Source organism: Paracoccus sp. P2, from assembly GCF_046335115.1.
Taxonomy (GTDB): domain Bacteria; phylum Pseudomonadota; class Alphaproteobacteria; order Rhodobacterales; family Rhodobacteraceae; genus Paracoccus; species Paracoccus pantotrophus.
Window position 1 is genome coordinate 142,447 of record NZ_JBGOSN010000005.1, and the last position, 20,655, is coordinate 163,101.

The following is a 20,655-nucleotide window of genomic DNA, read 5'->3' on the forward strand; positions in this document are numbered from 1 at the left end:
GCGTAGAGACGCGAAGCATGACCGATTACTATCGCCCGATTCCCTGTGAGACGGGCCGCTGGCAGCTTGCCGGCGGCTGGGTGCGCTTTTCGCAATGCGAGCTTTTGCGCCGCGGCGAGGCGCCGCGCGTGGTGGACGGCGCCCCCGATGCGGTGCTGGCGGCGCTGACCGCGCCCCGCGCGCCGCTGCTGGGCCTGTCACTGGACAGGCCGCGCATCATGGGCATCGTCAATACCACGCCCGACAGCTTTTCGGACGGCGGCGCCTATGACGGGGCCGAGCAGGCGCGGCTGTTGGCCGCACAGGGGGCCGAGATCCTGGACATCGGCGGCGAATCGACCCGGCCCGGCGCGCGCGAGGTGCCCGCGGCCGAGGAAATCGCCCGCGTGACCCCCGCCATCGCCGCGGGCCGCGGGCTGGCGGCGGTCTCGGTCGATACCCGCAAGGCCGAGGTGGCGCGGGCCGCCGTCGCGGCGGGGGCGGGGCTGGTCAACGATGTCTCGGGCTTCGACTTCGACCCGGCCATGGCCGGGACGGTGGCCGCGGCGGGCGTGCCGGTCTGCCTGATGCACGCCCAGGGCATCCCCGAGACCATGCAGGACAACCCGACCTATGGCGACGTGCTGCTGGATGTCTATGACGCGCTGGCCGAGCGCATTGCGCGTGCCGAGGCGGCGGGCATCGCCCGCGACAGGATCGTGATCGATCCGGGCATTGGTTTCGGCAAGACGCAGGCGCATAATCTGGCCATCCTGCGGCGGATCTCGGTCTATCACGGGCTGGGCTGTGCCGTGCTGCTGGGGGTGTCGCGCAAGCGGTTCATCGGCAGCATCGGCGGTGCCGAACGGCCGGCGGACCGGGTGGCGGGCACGCTGGCGGTGACGCTTTCCGGGGTCGCGCAGGGCATACAGATCCACCGCGTCCATGACGTGGCGGAAACACGGCAGGGCCTCGCCCTCTGGCGGGCCGTGACCACAGAAACGAATTGAGCGGGGCAAGATGAGCAGGAAACTTTTCGGCACCGACGGCGTCAGGGGCCGTGCCAATACCCACCCGATGACGGCCGAGATGGCGCTGCGCCTGGGCGCCGCCGCCGGCCGCTATTTCCGCCGCAACGGCGAGGACCACCATCGCGTCGTGATCGGCAAGGACACGCGCCTGTCGGGCTACATGCTGGAGAATGCGCTGACGGCGGGGCTGACCAGCACCGGCATGAACGTGCTGCTGCTGGGCCCGGTGCCGACGCCGGCGGTGGGCTACCTGACCCGCTCGATGCGGGCCGATGTGGGCATCATGATCTCGGCCAGCCATAACCCGGCCGCGGACAACGGCATCAAGTTCTTTGGTCCCGACGGCTTCAAGCTTTCGGACGAGGCCGAGGCCGAGATCGAATCCATCGTGGCGGGCGAGATCGTTCCGGCCCAGCCGCAGAATATCGGCCGCGCCAAGCGCATCGACGACGGGCGCGGGCGCTATGTCGAATATGCCAAGACCACCTTCCCGGCCGGGCAGCGGCTGGAGGGGCTGAAGGTGGTGGTGGATTGCGCTAACGGCGCCGCCTATCGCGCCGCGCCGGACGTGCTGTGGGAACTGGGGGCCGAGGTGATCCCGCTGGGGGTTTCCCCGAACGGCCACAACATCAATGACGGGCTGGGCTCGACCCATCCCGAGGCCTGCGCCCAGGCGGTGCTGGAACATGGCGCTGACATGGGCATCAGCCTGGACGGCGATGCCGACCGGGTGATGATCGTCGATGAAAAGGGCCAGGTGGCGGATGGCGACCAGATCATGGCGCTGCTGGCCGACCGCTGGGCGGCGCAGGGCCGGCTGCGGGGCGGGGCGCTGGTGGCGACGGTGATGTCGAATCTGGGGCTGGAGCGGTTCCTGCAGGGCCGCGGGCTGCGGCTGGAGCGCACCGCCGTCGGCGACCGCTACGTGGTCGAGCGGATGCGCGGCGCCGGCTTCAACCTGGGCGGCGAGCAGTCGGGCCATATCGTGATGACCGATTACGCCACCACCGGCGACGGGCTCATTGCCAGCCTGCAATTCCTGGCGGCGCTGGCGGATGGCGGCAGGTCGGCCTCGGAACTGGTGGCGCAGTTCGAGCCGGTGCCGCAATTGCTGAAGAACGTGCGCTATGCTGCCGGTGCCGATCCGCTGTCGGTCGATGCGGTCCAGGCCGAGATTGCGCGGGCCGAGGCGCGGCTGAACGGCTGCGGCCGGGTGCTGATCCGCAAGTCCGGCACCGAGCCCCTGATCCGCGTCATGGCCGAAGCCGAGGACGAGACCGTGCTGCGCGAGGTGGTCGAGAACATCGTCGCGGCGGTGGAGAAGGCGGCCTGACCGCCCTGGGCGCGGCGCCGGTGGCGGGCTTGGCAGGAGTATTTAAGAAACGGTGAAACGGGTGCGGGCGTGCCATGCGGGCTTGGCCCGGCGTTTTCACCGTTTTACAAATACTCATGCGGCGGCGACGCTGGCGTGGTCGCATGGGTATTTGGGGAACAGAGAAGTTCGGACGCCCGGCTAGGGGGTGGTCGGGTCGTGGTCGTAGAGCCAGGCGAAACGCTCGATCAGCCGGGCGGGGGCGAGGCGCGAGACGGCGCGCAGCCCGGCATGGGCGACCGCGCGGGTCGGGCCGCGCAGGTGGTAGTTGCGGGCATTGGCATTGGCCGCCTCGACGATGCGCCGGCAGCGCGGCTGGCGCAGGGCCTGGAACCGCGCCAGCGCGGCTTCCTGGTCCGGGCCGGCATCGAGGCAGGCGGCCAGCACCCAGGCATCCTCGATCGCCATGACCGCGCCTTGCGCCATGAAGGGCAGGGTGGGATGGGCGGCGTCGCCGATCAGCGCCCGCCGGCCGTCCTGCCAATGTGCGGCGACCGGATGACGGAACAGGCCCCAGATGCCGACATCCTGAACCTGCTCCAGCCATTCCGGCACCGGGCCGCCGAAGCGGGCGAAGGCGGCGCGCAGCTCGGAGGGCTCGCCGGGGGTGGACCAGCCTTCCTCCTGCCAGTCCGGCCGCTCGACCACGGCGACGAGATTGCGCTGGCCCTGGCCCAGCGGATAGCTGACCAGGTGCCGGCCCGGTCCCATGAAGACCTGTGCCACCGGCGCGGCATCGGGCTCGGCCGGGATCAGCGCGCGCCATGCGGTCTGGCCGGTGAAGAAGGGGGTCTCGGGGCCGTTCAGCGTCGGGCGCAGGCGGCTTTTCACCCCATCCGCGCCGATCAGCAGCGGCACGTCGGGCAGTTCGGTCACGTCATGGCCCAGCTTGATGCGGGCGCCGGCTTCGCGCGCGGCCTGTTCCAGCAGGGCGACCAGCCGGGCGCGATGCACCAGGCGGAACGGATCGCCGGGGCGATGCCGCGCCAGGTCCAGCCGCGCCACCATGCGGCCGGTCGAATCGCGCAGCTCGACCCGCTCGGAGGGCAGCGAGATCGCCCGGAACCGCGATTCGAGCCCCAGCGCCGCCAAGACCCGCATGGCATTTGGCGAAATCTGCAAGCCTGCGCCGACCTCGCGCAACGCCCCCGCGCGTTCCAGCACCGTGACCTCTGCGCCGCGCTGCGCCAAGGCGCAGGCGGCAGTCAGGCCGGCCACGCCTGCGCCGATGATGGTGACGGGATGATGCTTCAGGCCGGACATGGCGCCCCTGACTGCGAAAGCGGCCCCGAAGGGGCCGGCGGGTCAGTCGTCGCGATGCACGCGCTCGCGCCGCTCGTGGCGTTCCTGCGCTTCCAGGGTCATGGTGGCGATGGGGCGCGCGTCCAGCCGCTTGAGGCTGATCGGCTCGCCGGTCATCTCGCAATAGCCGTATTCGCCGGTCTCGATGCGGCGCAGCGCCGCGTCGATCTTGGCCACCAGCTTGCGCTGGCGGTCGCGGGTGCGCAGTTCCAGCGAGCGGTCGGTTTCCTCGGAGGCGCGGTCGGCCAGATCGGGCACGTTGCGGGCGCTGTCCTGAAGACCTTCCAGCGTTTCCGCGGATTGGTCCAGAAGTTCCTGCTTCCATGCGATCAGCTTGCGGCGGAAATATTCGAGTTGCCGTTCATTCATGAAAGGTTCGTCTTCGGCGGGGCGATAATCTTCGGGCAGAAAGGTCTGGGCTTTCATCGTTCCTCCGGGAGCCGGGCGACTGGATGCCCGATCCTTGGCGCCCGCATAAAGTATGGCAGACCAATTGTCACTAGGCCATTCCGACAGGTCGGGCCTGCGGCTTGCGAAGCGGGCGGGCGCTGGCTAGGGTCGCGCAGATTGCGCAAAGGACAGGCGAATGCAGTTTTCCTCGACCGAAACCTATGTGGCTCCTGCCGACCTGGCCATGGCCGTGAATGCGGCGATCACGCTGGAACGCCCGCTGCTGGTCAAGGGCGAGCCGGGCACCGGCAAGACCGAACTGGCGCGGCAGGTCGCGGCCAGCCTGGAGTTGCCCATCATCGAATGGAACGTGAAATCGACCACCCGCGCGCAGCAGGGGCTTTACGAATACGATGCCGTGTCGCGGCTGCGCGACAGCCAGCTGGGCGAGGCGCGGGTTCACGATATCGCGAACTACATCCGCAAGGGCAAGCTGTGGCAGGCCTTCGAGGCGCCGGGCAAGGTCGTGCTGCTGATCGACGAGATCGACAAGGCCGATATCGAGTTTCCGAACGACCTCTTGCAGGAACTCGACCGCATGGAGTTCCATGTCTACGAGACCAGCGAGACGGTGGTGGCCCGGCACCGGCCGGTGGTCATCATCACCTCGAACAACGAAAAGGAACTGCCGGACGCCTTCCTGCGCCGCTGCTTCTTCCACTACATCCGCTTTCCCGATGCAGAGACGCTGAAGCGCATCGTCGAGGTGCATTATCCCGGCCTGAAGCCGCGGCTGCTCGACGAGGCGCTGACGCAGTTCCTGGAGCTGCGCGAGGTGCAGGGGTTGAAGAAGAAGCCCTCGACCAGCGAACTCCTGGACTGGCTCAAGCTGATCCTGGCCGAAGATCTGGCGCCCGAGGACCTGCGGCGCCCGGCCGGAGAGATGCTGCCCAAGCTGCATGGCGCGCTCTTGAAGAACGAGCAGGACGTGGCGCTGTTCGAGCGGCTGGCCTTCATGGCCCGCCGCCAACGCTGAGGGCGGCAGCGATGATCCGCGCGCTTCGCCCCGAGGATCGCAAGGGCTGGCAGCGGCTCTACGAGGGCTACCAGGCCTTCTACGGCTTCGACGACCGGCCGCCGTCGTTCTACGACCGCGCCTTCGACCGGCTGATGGCACGCAACCCGCGCGACTTTCACGGTCTGGTGGCCGAGGCGGAGGGCCGGCTGCTGGGTCTGACGCATTACGTCTTTCACCCGAACCTGTGGCGCGAGGAGGGGGTCTGCTATCTGCAGGATCTGTTCACCGCCCCCGAGGCCCGCGGCCGCGGCATCGCCCGCGCCCTGATCGAAGGCGTCTATGCCGAGGCCGACCGCGCCGGCGTGCCTGCCGTCTATTGGCTGACGGCCGAGGACAATTATCCGGGGCGAATGCTCTATGACCGGATGGCGGTGAAGTCGCCCTTCATCCGCTACAATCGCAAGCTGTGATGCGCCTGTAAGGCAAGGGGCGGCCCGAAGGCCGCCCCCGCGATCCGCTGTCCCTCGCCTCAGCGCAGGCCGGTGGCTTGCAGCAGGCCCTTGCGCTTGGCCTCGTAGTAATAGCCGCGGGCATACCATTTCACCGCGGCATCCTTGTCGCCGTCGGCGACCATATAGGCGCCGCGCAGGTATTTGACGCCGTATTTCAGGTTCGTCTCGGCATCGAGCAGCCCGGCGGGCGGGCCCTGATAGCCCATGCCGCGCGCGGTGGCGGGCAGGATCTGCATCAGCCCGTAATAGGGGCCGTTGCGGGCGCCGGGACGATGGGTCGATTCGCGGATGATGACGCGCTGCACCAGGTCCACCGGCACATCGTATTCCGCCGCGTATTTGTTGATCAGCCGGCGCAGTTCCGGTGTCTCGTTCGGATGCAGCGCCGCGACCTGGGCGGCCGAGGCGCGGGGTTCGACCAGATAGCGGCGGTCGGGATCGACCCGGTTGTCGCCGCAGGCGCCGACGGCCAGCGTGCCGGCCAGCGCCAACAGTCCGAGGATGGATTTCATGACTGCCCCTTGTCTTTTCATTGACCAAGGGATTAGCCGCAGCTGCCAGAGTCGGGGAAATCAAAAGACAGGACCGCCCGGTTCAGGGGCGGTCCATTGGCGGAAACCCGCCGCAACATGGTGCCGGTTTCGGTGGCGATCCGCCGATCAGGCGTGGATCGCGCCGTCGCCGCAGGCCAGCGCCGCCTCGCGCACCGCTTCCGAGCAGGTCGGATGGGCGTGGCAGGTCAGTGCGATGTCCTGGGCCGAGGCGCCGAATTCCATCGCCACGCAGACCTCGTGGATCATCTCGCCGGCATTCGGGCCGATGATGTGGCAGCCCAGCACCCGATCGGTCTCGGCATCGGCGATCATCTTGACGAAGCCCTCGGCCTGGAACAGGGCCTTGGCGCGGGCATTGCCCATGAAGGGGAACTTGCCGACCTTGACCTTGCGGCCGCTTTCCTTGGCGGCCTCTTCGGTCAGCCCGACCGAGGCGACCTCGGGCGTGGTATAGATCACGCCGGGGATCACGTCGTAATTCACATGGCCATGCTTGCCGGCGATGACCTCGGCCACCGCCATGCCCTCGTCCTCGGCCTTGTGGGCCAGCATCGGGCCCGGCACCGCGTCGCCGATGGCGTAGATGCCCTTGACGCTGGTCTGCCAGTGTTCGTCGATCTGGACGAAGCCGCGATCGGTCAGCGCGACGCCGACCTTGTCCAGGCCCAGCCCGGCGACATAGGGGCGGCGGCCGGTGGCGACCAGCACGCATTCGGCCTTGATCTCATGCTCGCTGTCGTCCTTGCGCAGCTTGTACTTGACCTCGGCCTTGCCCTTTTCGACCTCGACCTCGGACACGGCCGCGCCCAGGACGAATTTCAGCCCCTGTTTCGCCAGGATGCGCTGGAACTGCTTTTGCACCTCGGCGTCCATGCCGGGGGTGATGGCGTCCAGGAACTCGACCACCGTTACCTCGGCGCCGAGCCGGGCATAGGCCGAACCCAGTTCCAGCCCGATCACGCCCGCGCCGATCACCACCATCGACTTGGGGATCTTCGGCAGCGACAGGGCGCCGGTCGAATCGACGACGATGCCGGCGGCATTATCGACCTCGACCCCCTTCAGGCTGGCCGGTTCCGAGCCGGTGGCGATGACGATGTTCTTCGTCTCGTGGACGGTGTCGCCGACCTTGACCTTGCCGGGCGCTTCGATGCTGGCCCAGCCCTTGAGCCAGTCGATCTTGTTCTTCTTGAACAGGAACTCGATGCCCTTGGTATTGCCGGCGACCGTCTCGGCCTTGTAGCCCTGCATCTTGTCCCAATCGACCTTGGGCTTGGCGCCCATCAGGCCCATCTTCTCGAAATTCTCGTGGGTCTCGTGCAGCATGTGGCTGGCATGCAGCAGCGCCTTGGAGGGGATGCAGCCGACGTTCAGGCAGGTGCCGCCCAGCGTCTCGCGTCCCTCGACGCAGGCGACCTTCAGGCCCAGCTGGGCGGCGCGGATCGCGCAGACATAGCCGCCGGGACCGGCGCCGATCACGATCAGGTCATAGGTGGACATTCAGGTCTCCTTGCAGTTCGCGGCGCGCTTGCCGGCGCCGCCCGTTCGGTTCAGGTGAATAAGGCGATCAGGATCATCGCCAGCGTGGCGACGAACCCCACCCCCCAGATGACCGAGCGCCAGGGCGACCAGCCATAGGCATAGGCGGGAATATAAAGCAGCCGCGCCAGCAGGTAGCTCCAGGCGCAAAGCACGGTCAGGGCCGAGCCGGCATCCGACAGCACCACCAGCACGACGGCGATGGTAAAGAGGATCAGTCCCTCGAAATGATTGTCCGCAGCGCGGCGCAGCCGTCCGGTCAGCGCGGAAAACTCCGGCTGCCTGTCGCGCGGGCTGGCGTTCCATTTCGCGCCGACATCGCGGTTCATCGAGGCGGCGGCCAGGCCGATCTGCACGGCTTGCAGCAGCGCGGCCAGCGCCAGGGCGGTGGTTTCGGCGGCCATCAGGCGGTCTCGACCAGGTGGAAGGCGGTGGCCGAGACGCCGGCCTGGCTGTTGAAGACCCCCGCTGCCCCTTCCAGATAGGCCCTGGCCACCGCCGCGTCGCCCACCTGGAACAGCGCCCAGGCGCTCTGGTCGTTCTCGCGCCACAGCTGCAGCAGCGACAGGCCGCTATTGCCGCGATCCTCGGCATCGGCGTCGAAGGCGGCCTTGAAGGCGGCGTAACCGGCGATGGTGTAATGGGCGATCATCTGGGTCATGGGGGACTCCTCCGTTTCGGCCCGGCTTCCCGTCGGGATGAGCGGCAAGGCGGCCCGGTGCGGGTCAACGGATACAGGCCGGAAAGAGTTGCGCGGCGGCTTCCTGGGCGCGCCGGGGGCGGGCCTGCCGCCCCCGGCAGGCCGGGATCACAGGTCCATGAGCAGGCGGCGCGGATCCTCCAGTGCTTCCTTGACGCGCACGAGGAAGGTCACGGCGCCCTTGCCGTCCACGATGCGGTGGTCGTAGCTCAGCGCCAGGTACATCATCGGCCGGATGACGATCTGGCCGTCCACGACGACCGGGCGGTCCTGGATCTTGTGCATGCCCAGGATGCCCGATTGCGGCGGGTTCAGGATCGGCGAGGACATCAGCGAGCCGTAGACGCCGCCGTTCGAGATGGTGAAGGTGCCGCCCTGCATTTCCGCCATGGTCAGCTTGCCGTCGCGGGCGCGGGTGCCCAGCTCGGCGATCTCCTTCTCGATCCGGGCGAAGCTCTTCTGGTCGGCATCGCGTACCACCGGCACCACCAGGCCGCTGGGCGTGCCCACCGCCACGCCCATGTGGACGAAGTTCTTGTAGACCACGTCGCCGCCGTCGATCTCGGCATTGACCTCGGGCACTTCCTTCAGCGCGTGGCAGCAGGCCTTCACGAAGAAGGACATGAAGCCGAGCTTGACCTTGTGCTTCTTCTCGAACTGGTCCTTGTAGGTGTTGCGCAGGTCCATGATGCCCTTCATGTCCACCTCGTTATAGGTGGTCAGCATCGCGGCGGTGTTCTGCGCGTCCTTGAGCCGGCGGGCGATGGTGGCGCGCAGGCGGGTCATCTTGACCCGCTCCTCGCGCGCCGCGTCATCGGCCGAGCTGGGCGCGCGCGGCGCCTGGGCCGGGGCCGGGGCCGGGGCGGGCGAGGCGGCGGCCGGTGCCGTAGCCGCGCGGGCCACGTCCTCCTTCATCACCCGGCCGTCGCGGCCGGTGCCGGTGACGGCATCGCGGCTGACGCCGGCCTCGGCCATGGCCTTCTTGGCCGAGGGCGCATCCTCGACATCCTTGCGCGGTGCGGGGGTTTCCGGGCCGGCGCCGGGCGATTGCACGGCGGCTGCGGCAGCAGCAGGGGCCTCGGCCCCGGGGGCCGCGGTCGCGCCCTCGGTGATGACCGCCAGCCGGGCGCTGGCCTCGACCGTTGCGCCCTCGGGGGCGAGGATCTCGGCCAGCACGCCCGCGGCGGGAGCCGGAACCTCGACCGAGACCTTGTCGGTCTCAAGCTCGCACAGCATCTCGTCCTGCGCGACCGCATCGCCGACCTTCTTGAACCAGGTCGCCACCGTGGCCTCGGTCACGCTTTCGCCCAGGGTGGGCACCATCACGTCGACGGATTTTCCGCTCATCTTTCTCTGTCCTTCCTGAGCCTTCGTGCCCGCATCAGCCTTGGGCAACATTTCTTCCGGGCCGGCATCGCCCTGTTCCATGATCTGTGCGAGCAGCGCGTTGGGCGCGACCACCGTGCCTTCGGGCGCGACGATCTCGGCCAGCTTGCCGGCGACGGGCGAGGGCACCTCGACCGTCACCTTGTCGGTTTCCAGCTCGCACAGCATTTCATCCACGGCGACGCGGTCGCCCGGTTTCTTGAACCAGGTGGCCACCGTCGCTTCGGATACCGATTCCCCAAGCGTGGGGACGCGTAGTTCCACTGCCATGTCAGGCCCCGATGGTGATGGCTTCGTGGACCAGGGCCTCCTGCTCGGCCTTGTGGCGCGAGGCAAGCCCGGTGGCCGGCGAGGCCGCTGCATGGCGGCCGACATAGCGCGGACGGCCATGCTTGGCGCCGATGCGCGACAGCACCCATTCGATATTGGGCTCGACGAAGGTCCAGCCGCCCTGGTTCTTGGGCTCTTCCTGGCACCAGACGATCTCGGCATCCTTGAAGCGTTCCAGCTCCTTGGACATGCTGTGGGCCGGGAAGGGATAGAACTGCTCGAGCCGCAGGATATAGACATCCTCGGCCCCGGCGGCGTCGCGGGCCTGCAAGAGATCGTAATAGACCTTGCCCGAGCAGATCACCACCCGGCGGATCTTGTCGTCCGGGGCCAGCTTGAACTCGGACTTGCCGCGGTCGGCATCGTCCACCAGCACGCGGTTGAAGGTCGAGCCGGCCAGGAACTCGTCCGCCGTGGACAGCGCCAGCGGGTGACGCAGCAACGATTTCGGCGTCATCAGCACCAGCGGCTTGCGGAAGGGCCGCTTCAGCTGCCGGCGCAGGATGTGGAAATAGTTCGCCGGCGTGGTGCAGTTCGCCACGATCCAGTTGTCCTCGGCGCACATCTGCAGCCAGCGTTCCAGCCGGGCCGAGCTGTGTTCCGGGCCTTGGCCCTCGTAGCCATGCGGCATCAGCATGACGAGGCCCGACATGCGCAGCCATTTCTTTTCGCCCGAGGTGATGAACTGGTCGAACATGATCTGGGCGCCGTTGGCAAAATCGCCGAACTGGGCCTCCCACATGACCAGGCTGTTCGGCTCGGCCAGAGAATAGCCGTATTCGAAGCCCAGCACCGCATATTCCGACAGCATCGAGTCGATGACCTCGTAGCGCGCCTGCCCGCCGCGGATGTGGTTGAGCGGGTAATAGCGTTCCTCGGTCGCCTGGTCGATGAAGGCCGAATGGCGCTGCGAGAAGGTGCCGCGGGTCGAGTCCTGTCCGGCCAGGCGCACCGGATGCCCTTCCAGCAGCAGCGAGCCGAAGGCCAGCGCCTCGCCGGTCGCCCAGTCGAAACCCTTGCCGGTCTCGAACATCTGCTTCTTGGATTCCAGCAGGCGGCCGACGGTCTTGTGCAGGTCGAACCCTTCGGGCACGCGGGTCAGCGCGCCGCCGATCTCGGCCATGGTCTCGGGCGCGATGGCGGTCTGGCCCAGGTTCTCCTCGGCATGCTCGGCCTCGAGCCCCGACCATTTGCCGTCCAGCCAGTCGGCCTTGTTCGGCTTGAAGTTCTTGCCGACCTCGAACTCCTCGTTCAGATGGGCCTGGAAGGCGGCCTTCATCTCCTCGATCTCGCCCTCGGGGACCAGGCCGTCGGCGACCAGTCGCTCGGTATAGCGTTGCAGCGTGGTCTTGTGGCCCTTGATCTTCTTGTACATCACCGGGTTGGTGAACATCGGCTCGTCGCCTTCGTTGTGACCGAAGCGGCGATAGCAGAAGATGTCGATGACCACGTCCTTGTGGAATTTCTGCCGGAACTCGGTCGCGACCTTGGCGGCATGGACTACGGCCTCGGGGTCGTCGCCGTTGACGTGGAAGATCGGCGCCTCGACCATCAGCGCGATGTCGGTCGGATAGGGCGAGGTGCGGCTGAAATGCGGCGCGGTGGTGAAGCCGATCTGGTTGTTCACCACGATATGGATGCAACCGCCGGTGCGGTGGCCCTTGATGCCGGAAAGCTGGAAGCATTCCGCGACGATGCCCTGGCCGGCAAAGGCCGCGTCGCCGTGCAGCAGGATCGGCAGCACCGCCGTGCGATAGGTCTGGTCCGACAGCTGGTCCTGCTTGGCGCGCACCTTGCCCAGCACCACCGGGTTCACCGCCTCCAGGTGCGAGGGGTTCGCGGTCAGCGACAGGTGGACGGTGTTGTCGTCGAAGGTGCGGTCCGACGAGGCGCCGAGGTGATATTTCACGTCGCCCGAGCCGTCCACGTCGTCGGGCTTGTAGCTGCCGCCCTGGAATTCGTGGAAGATGGCGCGATAGGGCTTGCCCATCACATTGGCCAAGACCGACAGGCGGCCGCGATGCGGCATGCCGATCACCACGTCCTTGACCCCCAGCGCGCCGCCGCGCTTGATGATCTGCTCCATGGCCGGGATCAGCGCCTCGCCGCCGTCAAGGCCGAAGCGCTTGGTGCCCATGTATTTCACATGCAGGAACTTCTCGAAGCCCTCGGCCTCGACCAGCTTGTTGAGGATGGCGCGGCGGCCTTCGCGGGTGAAGGCGATCTCCTTGCCGTAGCCCTCGATCCGCTCCTTGAGCCAGGCGGCTTCCTCGGGGTTCGAGATGTGCATGAATTGCAGCGCGAAGGTGCCGCAATAGGTGCGGCTCATCAGGTCGACGATCTGGCGGATCGTGGCGATCTGCAGGCCAAGCACGTTGTCGATGAAGATCGGCCGGTCCAGGTCGGCCTCGGTGAAGCCATAGGTCTTGGGGTCCAGCTCGCCATGGTCGGGGATCTCGCGCATGCCCAGCGGGTCCAGGTCGGCATGCAGGTGGCCGCGGATGCGGAAGGCGCGGATCAGCATGATGGCGCGGACGCTGTCCAGAACCGCGCGCTTGAGCTGCTCGTCCGTCAGGTTCACGCCCTTTTCGCCGGCCTTGGCGGCGATCTTGTCCAGAGCCGCCTTGGCCTCGGCCTTGGGCAGCATCGGCCATTCGCCGGTCAGCGCCGCGGTGGTGTCGTCCGCGGGCAGCGGCGGCCAGTCGGCGCGTTGCCAGCTGGCGCCCTTGGCCTCGCGGGTGACCACGGCCTCCTCGTCGCCCAGGCTGCGGAAGAAGGCGTCCCACGCCTGGTCGACCGCCGCCGGGTTCTGGGCCCACTGGCCGTAAAGCTGCTCGACATAGGCCGCGTTATGGCCTTGCAGGAAGCTCGAATCGTGGAAGGCCGAGTTTGGGGATTGATCGTTCATTGGCTTGCCTCCGGGAAGTCCTTATCCGTTCGCGCCCGGATCAGGGGCGGTCGCATTGTTCTGGCCATGTCCGGGAGCGGTCCCGGTGATCAGCCTGGTCTGAAGATCCTGATACCATGCCGGCAGCCCGGCGCGCGGCTGGCGCAGCAAGGCGGGCAGGTGGCGGCCGGCCAGCAGGGCGCCGCGGAACTGCGGCAGATCCCAGCGGGCGCCGGCGATGTCCTTGGGCAGTTCGGCCAGCGCCATGCGCAGGTACCACAGCCCATAGCGGGCCAGGTCGCGCCCCTGCCGTTCGGAATTGCGGCGTACGAAATAGGCGATGTTGAGCAGGGCCAGCATGGCGCTGATCCGGCGCCGGTCTCGGCCCGCAGCCGCCTCGAGGTGGTGGATCAGCGCATCGGGCGCGATGGCCAGCATCCCGTGCCGGCCAAAGCGATAGCTGGCATCCAGATCCTCGGCGATGGAACTGCCGACCAGCCCTTCGTCGAAGGGCTCGCGCAGCGCCAGGTGGCGGCGCAGGGTCAGGGCGAAGCCGACGATGAAATCGACGCGCAGCAAGCCCTGCGGCAGGGTGGCATCGCCTTGCCAGCGCCGCTCGGGGCGATCATAGCCCAGGAAACGCTGCTCGGCCGGAATCATCAGCAGGTGGCGCAGGGCAAGGTCGATGCTGCGCTGCACCGGCCCTGACCGGCCCGCGGCCAGCTTGGCGGCTGGGTTGGTGCGCTTGCTCTCACCCCCGCCCGTCACGCCATCCGAGCCGGTGTTCCGGGCCGAGATCGCCACGATGCGGCCCTGGGTGTCGGCGCGGTATTGCGCCATGATCCGCCCGGCGCAATCGGGATGCAGCAAGGCGTCGTCATCGATCATGAACAGGATGTCGGCCCGCGCCAGCGCGACGGCCTGGTTGCGCTGCACGGTCAGCGATTTGCGCCGGGCCGGCACATAGGTCAGCGGACAGCCGCCGGCCGCGGCGATTACCGCCTCGACCCTTTCGCGGTTCTGCGCCCAGTCGGCGCTGGCATCGACGATGACGATTTCGGCCGGCCGCTCGGTCGAGGCGAGCGCGGCGCGCACGCAGTCGCAAAGCTGCTTGCCGCGCTGGTAGGTCGAAACGCAAAGCGCCCAGTCCTGCGCCGCCACGGACGAGGCGGGGCGTTTCGCCGGCGGAGGGGGCTGCGGGATCATGCCGCGCCCCGGCTTGGCAGGGCAGGGCCGCGGGCCGGGCAGGGCGCTGTCCCGGCGGTTCTGGCGACGATCTGGCGACGACGGCGGTCCAATCTGGCACCTGCTGGTAAGGTCTGGCGCGGCCCCCGGTAAAGGTAGGCAGGGGCCGCGCCCAAGTCAAAAGCCTTGCGGCATTGTTACCGGCCGAGTGCTTTCAGCACCGCCTCGCCCAGGCCCGCGGGGCTGTCGGCGACGACGATGCCGGCCGATTTCATGGCCTCGATCTTCGATTCCGCGTCGCCCTTGCCGCCCGAGACGATGGCGCCGGCATGGCCCATGCGGCGGCCCTTCGGCGCGGTGCGCCCGGCGATGAAGCCGGCGGTCGGCTTCCACTTGCCCTTGCGCTTCTGCTCGGCCAGGAACTCGGCCGCCTCTTCCTCGGCCGAACCGCCGATCTCGCCGATCATGATGATCGACTCGGTCTCGGGGTCGTCCAGGAACATGCGCAGCACGTCGATATGCTCCATGCCCTTGATCGGGTCGCCGCCGATGCCGACCGCGGTGGACTGGCCCAGGCCGACATCGGTGGTCTGCTTGACCGCCTCATAGGTCAGCGTGCCCGAGCGCGACACGACGCCCACCGATCCGCGCGAGAAGATCGAGCCCGGCATGATGCCGATCTTGCACTCGCCCGGCGTCAGGATGCCGGGGCAGTTCGGGCCGATCAGCTGCGACTTGCTGCCTTCCAGCGCGCGCTTGACCTTCATCATGTCGAGCACCGGGATACCCTCGGTGATGGCGACGATCAGCGGGATCTCGGCATCGATGGCTTCCAGGATCGAATCGGCCGCGAAGGGCGGCGGGACATAGATCACGGTCGCATTGGCGCCGGTTTTTGCCACGGCCTCGTGGACCGAGTTGAAGACCGGCAGGTCCAGATGCGTCGTGCCGCCCTTGCCGGGGGTCACGCCGCCGACCATCTGCGTGCCGTAAGCGATCGCCTGTTCGGTGTGGAAGGTGCCCTGGGATCCGGTGATCCCCTGGCAGATGACTTTGGTGTCTTTGTTGACGAGAACGGCCATTAGCCTCTCCTTAAGCGATTACGGAAACACGAAAGTCGCGCGGGCCGATCTTCTCGAAGAAGAGCCGCGTTCCGTCTTTCGCGTTGATATTTTTATAGAACGTCCCAATGGCATCCTTTGCCCTGATGCGAAGAATCCATTTGCCCGTTGCAATATCAGTTTCGAACGAGCCGACCGTATGGAGCTCGACGGTGATCGGCTTTCCTGCCTCCGACTTGTTTCCTCCGCCGAACGAGTCGGCGGGGAACAAATCTCTGATTGGGCTGACCGGGATATGATTGTTATCCACGTTTCCAGCCGTAATCTCGACAGCTTTGCCTTCCACCGCCTTGGCCATGGTGGTCAGCCCTTCACCGCCTTCACGATCTTCTGCGCCGCGTCCGACAGGTCGTCCGCCGCGATCACGTTCAGGCCCGATTCGCCGATGATCTGCTTGCCCAGCTCGACATTGGTGCCTTCCAGGCGCACGACCAGCGGGACTTGCAGCCCGACTTCCTTCACCGCGGCGATGATGCCTTCCGCGATGATGTCGCAGCGCATGATGCCGCCGAAGATGTTGACCAGGATGCCTTTGACGTTCGGGTCCGAGGTGATGATCTTGAACGCCTCGGTCACTTTCTCCTTGGTGGCGCCGCCGCCGACGTCCAGGAAGTTCGCGGGCTCGGCGCCGAACAGCTTGATGATGTCCATCGTCGCCATCGCCAGGCCGGCGCCGTTGACCATGCAGCCGATCTCGCCGTCCAGCGCGATGTAGTTCAGGTCGAATTTCGACGCCGCCAGTTCCTTGGGGTCTTCCTCGGTCTCGTCGCGCAGCGCCAGCACGTCGGGCTGGCGATAGAGGGCGTTATTGTCGAAGCCCATCTTCGCGTCGAGGCATTTGAGGTTGCCGTCCTTCATCACGATCAGCGGGTTGATCTCCAGCATCTCCATGTCCTTCTCGATGAACATGCGATACAGGTTCTTGACCAGCGCCACGCATTGCTTGACCTGCGCGCCCGTCAGGCCCAGGGCGAAGGCCACGCGGCGGCCGTGGAAATCCGAAAGCCCCGAGGCCGGATCGACGCTGAAGCTGACGATCTTTTCCGGGGTCGAGGCCGCGACTTCCTCGATGTCCATGCCGCCCTCGGTCGAGGCGACGAAGCTGATGCGCGAGGTGCCGCGATCGACCAGCAGCGCCAGGTACAGCTCGCGCTCGATGTCGCTGCCGTCCTCGATATAGATGCGGTTGACCTGCTTGCCGGTCTCGCCCGTCTGGTGGGTGACGAGGGTGCGGCCCAGCATCTGGCGGGTCAGTTCCTCGGCCTCTTCCACCGATTTGGCCAGGCGGACGCCGCCCTTCTCACCGGCTTCCTTTTCCTTGAAGTGACCCTTGCCACGACCGCCGGCATGGATCTGGGCCTTGACGACCCAGAGCGGCCCGTCGAGTTCCCCCGCCGCCGCCTTGGCCTCGTCGGCCTTCATCACCACCCGCCCGTCCGAGACCGGCGCGCCGTATTGGCGCAGCAACGCCTTGGCCTGGTATTCATGGATGTTCATCGTCTTCCCCCGCAGTTGTCGGTTGGCGGGGCTTGTGGCACATTCCACGCACGGCCCAAAGCACTATGATCGGCGAAATCCGTAAAACACGCGGGAATCCGCCTTTTGTGATCACAGGTTTCGGAGCTGTGATCGCAAATCTGCGCCAAGGGCCTGGGCGCCTTGGGGATCCGCTGCTTGCAGGGGGTGTGGGGCGTGGTTCCGCGGCTGGTCGGCCGGGGTCGTGCGACGGATCGAATCATCCCATGCCGCGGGCCTGGGCTGGACGATTGGACCCGCGCGCGTGGGCGGCCCGGCGCGCGCCTTGATGGTCGCGGGCGCCAGCGGCTTCCAGGGCGTACCGTCGGGCGCCGACTGAGCCTTGAAGTTGCGGCCAGCCGAAAGAACCAGCTGTTCGCTGTTCGCCCACGGCGGCGATGAACGGACGGCGCTAATCCATGAGCTTCACCAACTGGTGCAGCCGGTCCTGTGCCTCGGTCGCGTCGAGCTGGACGTTGATGCTGATCCCTGTCATTGAAAAACCCTGTATTCAGCCCTATATTTGCTGCTGCCGGAGACGACTGACTGGTGATTGGTCCTGGTAAGTCGAAGGTGCGGCGGTCGGATCACCCCGGCCGCTATTTTCGTTTCCAGCGCAGTTTGCCCACCCTCTGCTTGTCGATATGTCGGTAATCCGGCTTGGCGCGGTTGTAGGACGCATAGCCCGTGACCCCTTGCCAGCGGTTGCGCGACAGTTCGAACATCGTGAAGAGCGACGTGTCGGGATCGACGCGGATGTAGCGGTGCGTCAGCAGCAACGCGGCCAGGGCCGATTGGACCCGCGCGCCTGGGCGGCCCGGCCTTGCCGCCCGGCATAAAAAGATTCATGGCTCTGCAATCGAGCGAATGACCGCTTCGTCCCGCTGAATCGCGCAAAGCGGACCCTGAGCATCAGAGTTCTTGACAGACATGCCCCAATAGAGAGGCCCCGCCGTTGCCGGCGGGGCCTTTCGTTTCGCGCGACCTTGCCGATCAGGCCAGGCTGGCGTCGATGCCCTTGCAGGCCGCGACCAGCCCTTTGACCGCATCCACGGACTTGTCGAACATCGCCTGTTCGTCCTTGTCCAGGGTGATGTCGATGACGCGCTCGATGCCGCCGGCGCCGATCACGGTCGGCACGCCGACATAAAGCCCGTCCAGGCCGTAGGCGCCCTTCACATAGGCTGCGCAGGGCAGCACGCGCTTCTGGTCCTTGAGATAGGCTTCCGCCATCTCGATGGCCGAGGTGGCCGGTGCGTAGAAGGCCGAGCCGGTCTTCAGCAGGCCGACGATCTCGGCGCCGCCGTCGCGGGTGCGCTGCACGATGGCGTCCAGCTTGTCCTGGGTGGTCCAGCCCATCTTGACCAGGTCGGGCAGCGGGATGCCGGCGACGGTGGAATAGCGGGTCAGCGGCACCATGGTGTCGCCATGGCCGCCCAGCACGAAGGCGGTCACGTCGCGCATCGAGACGCCGAATTCCAGCGACAGGAAGTGGCGGAAGCGTGCCGAATCAAGCACGCCGGCCATGCCGACGACCTTTTCATGCGGCAGGCCCGAGAACTCGCGCAGCGCCCAGACCATCGCGTCCAGCGGGTTGGTGATGCAGATCACGAAGGCGTTCGGGGCGTGCTGCTTGATGCCCTCGCCCACCGATTTCATGACCTTGAGGTTGATGCCCAGCAGGTCGTCGCGGCTCATGCCCGGCTTGCGGGGCACGCCGGCGGTGACGATGCAGACATCGGCGCCGGCGATGTCGGCGTAATCGTTGGCGCCCTTCATGACGGCGTCGAAACCCTCGGACGGGCCCGATTGCGCGATGTCCAGCGCCTTGCCCTGGGGCGTGCCCTCGGCGATGTCGAACAGGACGACGTCGCCCAGTTCCTTCATCGCGGCCAGATGCGCCAGCGTGCCGCCGATCTGTCCCGCACCGATGAGTGCGATCTTGGGTCGGGCCATGTTAACCTCCGATTTCCATGATGGTTCGCGCGGTGGCCTAGTCCCTCGGGATGAGAATCGCAAGCCTTGGCTGCGGGTCGGACGCGAAATCGGCCGATGTCAACCGCTAACGGGACAATGCCGCCCCGCATTGCCGCCGTCCGGCCGCTGGATTAGTCCGGGGCGGTGACAACGGAGCGCGCCGATGGAGATGCTGGGCTGGGTGCTGGCGGTGATCGCCGCCTTTTCGATCGGGCTGGCCAAGGGAGGGCTGTCCATGGTCGGCACCATATCGGTGCCGCTGCTGGCGCTGGTGATGTCGCCGGTGCAGGCAGCGGGCATCCTGCTGCCGGTCTATATCGTCTCGGACATTGGCGGGCTGATCGCCTTTCGCCGCGATTTCGATCCGCGGGTGCTGCGGACGCTGGTGCCGGGGGCGATCACCGGCATCGCCCTGGGCTGGGCTACCGCCCATCACGTCGATGACGCCCAGGTCGGGCTGATCGTGGGCGTGATCGGCATGGCTTTCGCGCTGAACGCGCTGCTGCGCAGCCGGATCGGCGCCAGCGCCCGGCCGCCGCGCTGGGGGGCGGGCAGCTTCTGGGGCACGATCTCGGGCTATACCAGCTTCGTGTCGCATTCCGGGGCGGCGCCCTATCAGGTCTATGCCCAGCCGCTGCGCATGACGCCGATGACCTATGCCGGCACCACGACGATCTTCTTTGCCATCTGCAATGCGGTGAAGCTGATTCCCTATGCCCTGCTGGGCCAGCTTTCCGCGCATAACCTGTCGGTGGCCGCCGTGCTGATGGTGCCAGGCGTGCTGGGCGTTCTGGCCGGGCTGTGGCTGGTGCGGCGAATGTCGCCGCGAATCTTCTATGGCTTCATCACCTGGGCACTGATGCTGGTTTCGGCCAAGCTGATCTGGGACGGGATTTGACGCCGCAGTGCGGCAAATCGGCGCTTGCGATTCGCTTCTTTTCCGGGCAGGTTCGCGCAAGATTATTACGCGAGGCCCCGATGACCCGTCCCTATCGTTCCGTCCTCTATATTCCGGCCGCCAATGCGCGGGCCATGGAAAAGGCCCAGGCGCTGACCGCCGATGCGATCATCTTCGACCTCGAGGACGCGGTGGCGCCGGCGGAAAAGGTGGCGGCGCGGGACTTGCTGGCCAAGGCGTTGCAGGCCGATTACGGCGGCCGGGTGCGGATCGTGCGCATCAACGGCATGGACACCGAATGGGGCGAGGGCGATGCCCGCGCCTTTGCCTCTGGCGCCGATGCGGTGCTGGTGCCCAAGGTCAGCCGCGGTGCCGACCTGGACCGCGTGGCGGCGCTGGTGCCCGACACGCCGCTCTGGGCGATGATGGAGACGGCCGAGGGCATGCTGAACGCCGCCGAGATCGCCGCCCATCCGCGCCTGAAGGGCATGGTGATGGGCACCAACGACTTGGCCAAGGAGCTGAACAGCCGCTTCCGCGCCGACCGGCTGCCGATGATGGCCGGGCTGGGCCTGTGCCTCTTGGCGGCGCGGGCGCATGGCCGGGTGATCGTGGACGGCGTCTTCAACGCCTTCAAGGACGAGGAGGGCTTGCGTGCCGAATGCGAGCAGGGCCGCGACATGGGCTTCGACGGCAAGACCCTGATCCACCCGGCGCAATTGGCCATCGCCAACGAGGTCTTTGCACCGTCCGAGGCCGAGGTCGATCTGGCCCGCCGCCAGATCGAGGCCTTCGACGAGGCGCAGGCCCAGGGCAAGGGCGTCGCGGTGGTGGACGGCCGGATCGTCGAGAACCTGCATGTCGAGACCGCCCGCGCCACCCTGGCCAAGGCCGCGGCGATTGCCGAGCTGGCGGGGTGATGGCAAAGTAAGCGCCGTTAACATCCAGCAAAAGGACAA

The 20,655-nt window shown here is 67.1% G+C and carries 20 protein-coding genes and 1 pseudogene; 6 read left to right on the plus strand and 15 right to left on the minus strand.

Annotation, left to right across the window (positions count from 1 at the left end; genetic code table 11):
- The first annotated feature begins 17 nt into the window (after positions 1 to 17).
- On the plus strand, positions 18 to 989 hold the full coding sequence (folP, locus tag ACDP63_RS05345; RefSeq protein ID WP_024842932.1) for a dihydropteroate synthase: 972 nt from the start codon (positions 18 to 20) through the stop codon (positions 987 to 989).
- A gap of 10 nt (positions 990 to 999) precedes the next feature.
- Positions 1,000 to 2,343: a phosphoglucosamine mutase gene (gene glmM / locus ACDP63_RS05350; protein ID WP_024842931.1), complete on the plus strand. Its 1,344-nt coding sequence runs from the start codon at positions 1,000 to 1,002 to the stop codon at positions 2,341 to 2,343.
- A gap of 180 nt (positions 2,344 to 2,523) precedes the next feature.
- Here the strand turns inward: glmM and ACDP63_RS05355 are convergent.
- Together ACDP63_RS05355 and dksA are read right to left on the minus strand one after the other, a co-directional pair.
- A pseudogene (locus ACDP63_RS05355) lies at positions 2,524 to 3,654 on the minus strand (FAD-dependent oxidoreductase); the annotation flags it as partial.
- Between the two features lie 33 nt (positions 3,655 to 3,687).
- Positions 3,688 to 4,110 carry an RNA polymerase-binding protein DksA gene (gene dksA / locus ACDP63_RS05360; RefSeq protein ID WP_024842929.1) on the minus strand — a complete coding sequence of 141 codons (423 nt, stop codon included), beginning with the start codon at positions 4,108 to 4,110 and terminating at the stop codon, positions 3,688 to 3,690.
- Positions 4,111 to 4,270: 160 nt separating this feature from the next.
- On the opposite strand from dksA, the gene ACDP63_RS05365 reads away from it, so the two are divergent.
- Both ACDP63_RS05365 and ACDP63_RS05370 read left to right on the plus strand, forming a co-directional pair.
- Positions 4,271 to 5,110: an AAA family ATPase gene (locus ACDP63_RS05365; RefSeq protein WP_024842928.1), complete on the plus strand. Its 840-nt coding sequence runs from the start codon at positions 4,271 to 4,273 to the stop codon at positions 5,108 to 5,110.
- A gap of 11 nt (positions 5,111 to 5,121) precedes the next feature.
- Entirely contained in the window at positions 5,122 to 5,562 is a 441-nt protein-coding gene (locus ACDP63_RS05370) for a GNAT family N-acetyltransferase (protein ID WP_024842927.1), read from the plus strand.
- A 59-nt stretch (positions 5,563 to 5,621) separates the two neighbouring features.
- On the opposite strand, the gene ACDP63_RS05375 is transcribed toward ACDP63_RS05370, so the two are convergent.
- The 13 genes from ACDP63_RS05375 to mdh form a co-directional block, all read right to left on the minus strand.
- Entirely contained in the window at positions 5,622 to 6,116 is a 495-nt protein-coding gene (locus tag ACDP63_RS05375) for a lytic transglycosylase domain-containing protein (RefSeq protein WP_024842926.1), read from the minus strand.
- A 147-nt stretch (positions 6,117 to 6,263) separates the two neighbouring features.
- Positions 6,264 to 7,658, minus strand: coding sequence for a dihydrolipoyl dehydrogenase (gene lpdA, locus ACDP63_RS05380; RefSeq protein ID WP_024842925.1), 1,395 nt, complete (start codon positions 7,656 to 7,658; stop codon positions 6,264 to 6,266).
- Positions 7,659 to 7,708: 50 nt separating this feature from the next.
- Positions 7,709 to 8,101, minus strand: coding sequence for an MAPEG family protein (locus ACDP63_RS05385; RefSeq protein WP_024842924.1), 393 nt, complete (start codon positions 8,099 to 8,101; stop codon positions 7,709 to 7,711).
- Positions 8,101 to 8,358: a hypothetical protein gene (locus tag ACDP63_RS05390; RefSeq protein WP_024842923.1), complete on the minus strand. Its 258-nt coding sequence runs from the start codon at positions 8,356 to 8,358 to the stop codon at positions 8,101 to 8,103. The genes ACDP63_RS05385 and ACDP63_RS05390 overlap by 1 nt, the downstream gene beginning before the upstream one ends.
- A gap of 147 nt (positions 8,359 to 8,505) precedes the next feature.
- Positions 8,506 to 10,053, minus strand: a complete 1,548-nt coding sequence (gene odhB, locus ACDP63_RS05395; RefSeq protein ID WP_024842922.1) for a 2-oxoglutarate dehydrogenase complex dihydrolipoyllysine-residue succinyltransferase — start codon at positions 10,051 to 10,053, stop codon at positions 8,506 to 8,508.
- Position 10,054: 1 nt separating this feature from the next.
- Positions 10,055 to 13,021, minus strand: coding sequence for a 2-oxoglutarate dehydrogenase E1 component (locus ACDP63_RS05400; RefSeq protein WP_024842921.1), 2,967 nt, complete (start codon positions 13,019 to 13,021; stop codon positions 10,055 to 10,057).
- A gap of 21 nt (positions 13,022 to 13,042) precedes the next feature.
- Positions 13,043 to 14,206 carry a glycosyltransferase family 2 protein gene (locus tag ACDP63_RS05405; RefSeq protein WP_024842920.1) on the minus strand — a complete coding sequence of 388 codons (1,164 nt, stop codon included), beginning with the start codon at positions 14,204 to 14,206 and terminating at the stop codon, positions 13,043 to 13,045.
- 176 nt (positions 14,207 to 14,382) lie between these two features.
- A complete protein-coding gene (sucD, locus tag ACDP63_RS05410) occupies positions 14,383 to 15,267 on the minus strand; it encodes a succinate--CoA ligase subunit alpha (RefSeq protein ID WP_024842919.1) in 885 nt (294 codons plus the stop codon).
- 10 nt (positions 15,268 to 15,277) lie between these two features.
- Entirely contained in the window at positions 15,278 to 15,604 is a 327-nt protein-coding gene (locus ACDP63_RS05415; protein ID WP_028709910.1) for a hypothetical protein, read from the minus strand.
- A 5-nt stretch (positions 15,605 to 15,609) separates the two neighbouring features.
- Positions 15,610 to 16,803 carry an ADP-forming succinate--CoA ligase subunit beta gene (gene sucC, locus ACDP63_RS05420; RefSeq protein ID WP_024842917.1) on the minus strand — a complete coding sequence of 398 codons (1,194 nt, stop codon included), beginning with the start codon at positions 16,801 to 16,803 and terminating at the stop codon, positions 15,610 to 15,612.
- A 111-nt stretch (positions 16,804 to 16,914) separates the two neighbouring features.
- Positions 16,915 to 17,238: a phage virion morphogenesis protein gene (locus ACDP63_RS05425; RefSeq protein WP_081750455.1), complete on the minus strand. Its 324-nt coding sequence runs from the start codon at positions 17,236 to 17,238 to the stop codon at positions 16,915 to 16,917.
- Positions 17,239 to 17,420: 182 nt separating this feature from the next.
- The gene (locus ACDP63_RS05430; protein WP_024842916.1) at positions 17,421 to 17,600 is read right to left on the minus strand and encodes a PBECR2 nuclease fold domain-containing protein; all 180 of its coding nucleotides are present in this window, start codon (positions 17,598 to 17,600) and stop codon (positions 17,421 to 17,423) included.
- Positions 17,601 to 17,814: 214 nt separating this feature from the next.
- A complete protein-coding gene (gene mdh, locus ACDP63_RS05435) occupies positions 17,815 to 18,777 on the minus strand; it encodes a malate dehydrogenase (protein WP_024842915.1) in 963 nt (320 codons plus the stop codon).
- Positions 18,778 to 18,961: 184 nt separating this feature from the next.
- Between mdh and ACDP63_RS05440 the strand changes: the two genes are divergently transcribed.
- Both ACDP63_RS05440 and ACDP63_RS05445 read left to right on the plus strand, forming a co-directional pair.
- Complete coding sequence (locus ACDP63_RS05440) at positions 18,962 to 19,696, plus strand: sulfite exporter TauE/SafE family protein (protein WP_028709911.1); 735 nt, start codon at positions 18,962 to 18,964, stop codon at positions 19,694 to 19,696.
- A gap of 80 nt (positions 19,697 to 19,776) precedes the next feature.
- Complete coding sequence (locus ACDP63_RS05445; RefSeq protein ID WP_024842913.1) at positions 19,777 to 20,616, plus strand: HpcH/HpaI aldolase/citrate lyase family protein; 840 nt, start codon at positions 19,777 to 19,779, stop codon at positions 20,614 to 20,616.
- The last annotated feature ends 39 nt before the right edge of the window (positions 20,617 to 20,655 follow it).

Bases quoted from the DNA above. Each gene is read 5' to 3' on its own strand.
- ACDP63_RS05385 (WP_024842924.1), bottom strand. From the start codon at position 8,101: ATGGCCGCCGAAACCACCGCCCTGGCGCTGGCCGCGCTGCTGCAAGCC.
- sucD (WP_024842919.1), bottom strand. From the start codon at position 15,267: ATGGCCGTTCTCGTCAACAAAGACACCAAAGTCATCTGCCAGGGGATC.
- ACDP63_RS05440 (WP_028709911.1), top strand. From the start codon at position 18,962: ATGGAGATGCTGGGCTGGGTGCTGGCGGTGATCGCCGCCTTTTCGATC.
- lpdA (WP_024842925.1), bottom strand. From the start codon at position 7,658: ATGTCCACCTATGACCTGATCGTGATCGGCGCCGGTCCCGGCGGCTAT.
- ACDP63_RS05405 (WP_024842920.1), bottom strand. From the start codon at position 14,206: ATGATCCCGCAGCCCCCTCCGCCGGCGAAACGCCCCGCCTCGTCCGTG.
- dksA (WP_024842929.1), bottom strand. From the start codon at position 4,110: ATGAAAGCCCAGACCTTTCTGCCCGAAGATTATCGCCCCGCCGAAGAC.
- folP (WP_024842932.1), top strand. From the start codon at position 18: ATGACCGATTACTATCGCCCGATTCCCTGTGAGACGGGCCGCTGGCAG.
- mdh (WP_024842915.1), bottom strand. From the start codon at position 18,777: ATGGCCCGACCCAAGATCGCACTCATCGGTGCGGGACAGATCGGCGGC.
- ACDP63_RS05400 (WP_024842921.1), bottom strand. From the start codon at position 13,021: ATGAACGATCAATCCCCAAACTCGGCCTTCCACGATTCGAGCTTCCTG.
- odhB (WP_024842922.1), bottom strand. From the start codon at position 10,053: ATGGCAGTGGAACTACGCGTCCCCACGCTTGGGGAATCGGTATCCGAA.
- ACDP63_RS05375 (WP_024842926.1), bottom strand. From the start codon at position 6,116: ATGAAATCCATCCTCGGACTGTTGGCGCTGGCCGGCACGCTGGCCGTC.
- sucC (WP_024842917.1), bottom strand. From the start codon at position 16,803: ATGAACATCCATGAATACCAGGCCAAGGCGTTGCTGCGCCAATACGGC.
- ACDP63_RS05370 (WP_024842927.1), top strand. From the start codon at position 5,122: ATGATCCGCGCGCTTCGCCCCGAGGATCGCAAGGGCTGGCAGCGGCTC.
- ACDP63_RS05390 (WP_024842923.1), bottom strand. From the start codon at position 8,358: ATGACCCAGATGATCGCCCATTACACCATCGCCGGTTACGCCGCCTTC.
- glmM (WP_024842931.1), top strand. From the start codon at position 1,000: ATGAGCAGGAAACTTTTCGGCACCGACGGCGTCAGGGGCCGTGCCAAT.
- ACDP63_RS05365 (WP_024842928.1), top strand. From the start codon at position 4,271: ATGCAGTTTTCCTCGACCGAAACCTATGTGGCTCCTGCCGACCTGGCC.
- ACDP63_RS05415 (WP_028709910.1), bottom strand. From the start codon at position 15,604: ATGGCCAAGGCGGTGGAAGGCAAAGCTGTCGAGATTACGGCTGGAAAC.
- ACDP63_RS05445 (WP_024842913.1), top strand. From the start codon at position 19,777: ATGACCCGTCCCTATCGTTCCGTCCTCTATATTCCGGCCGCCAATGCG.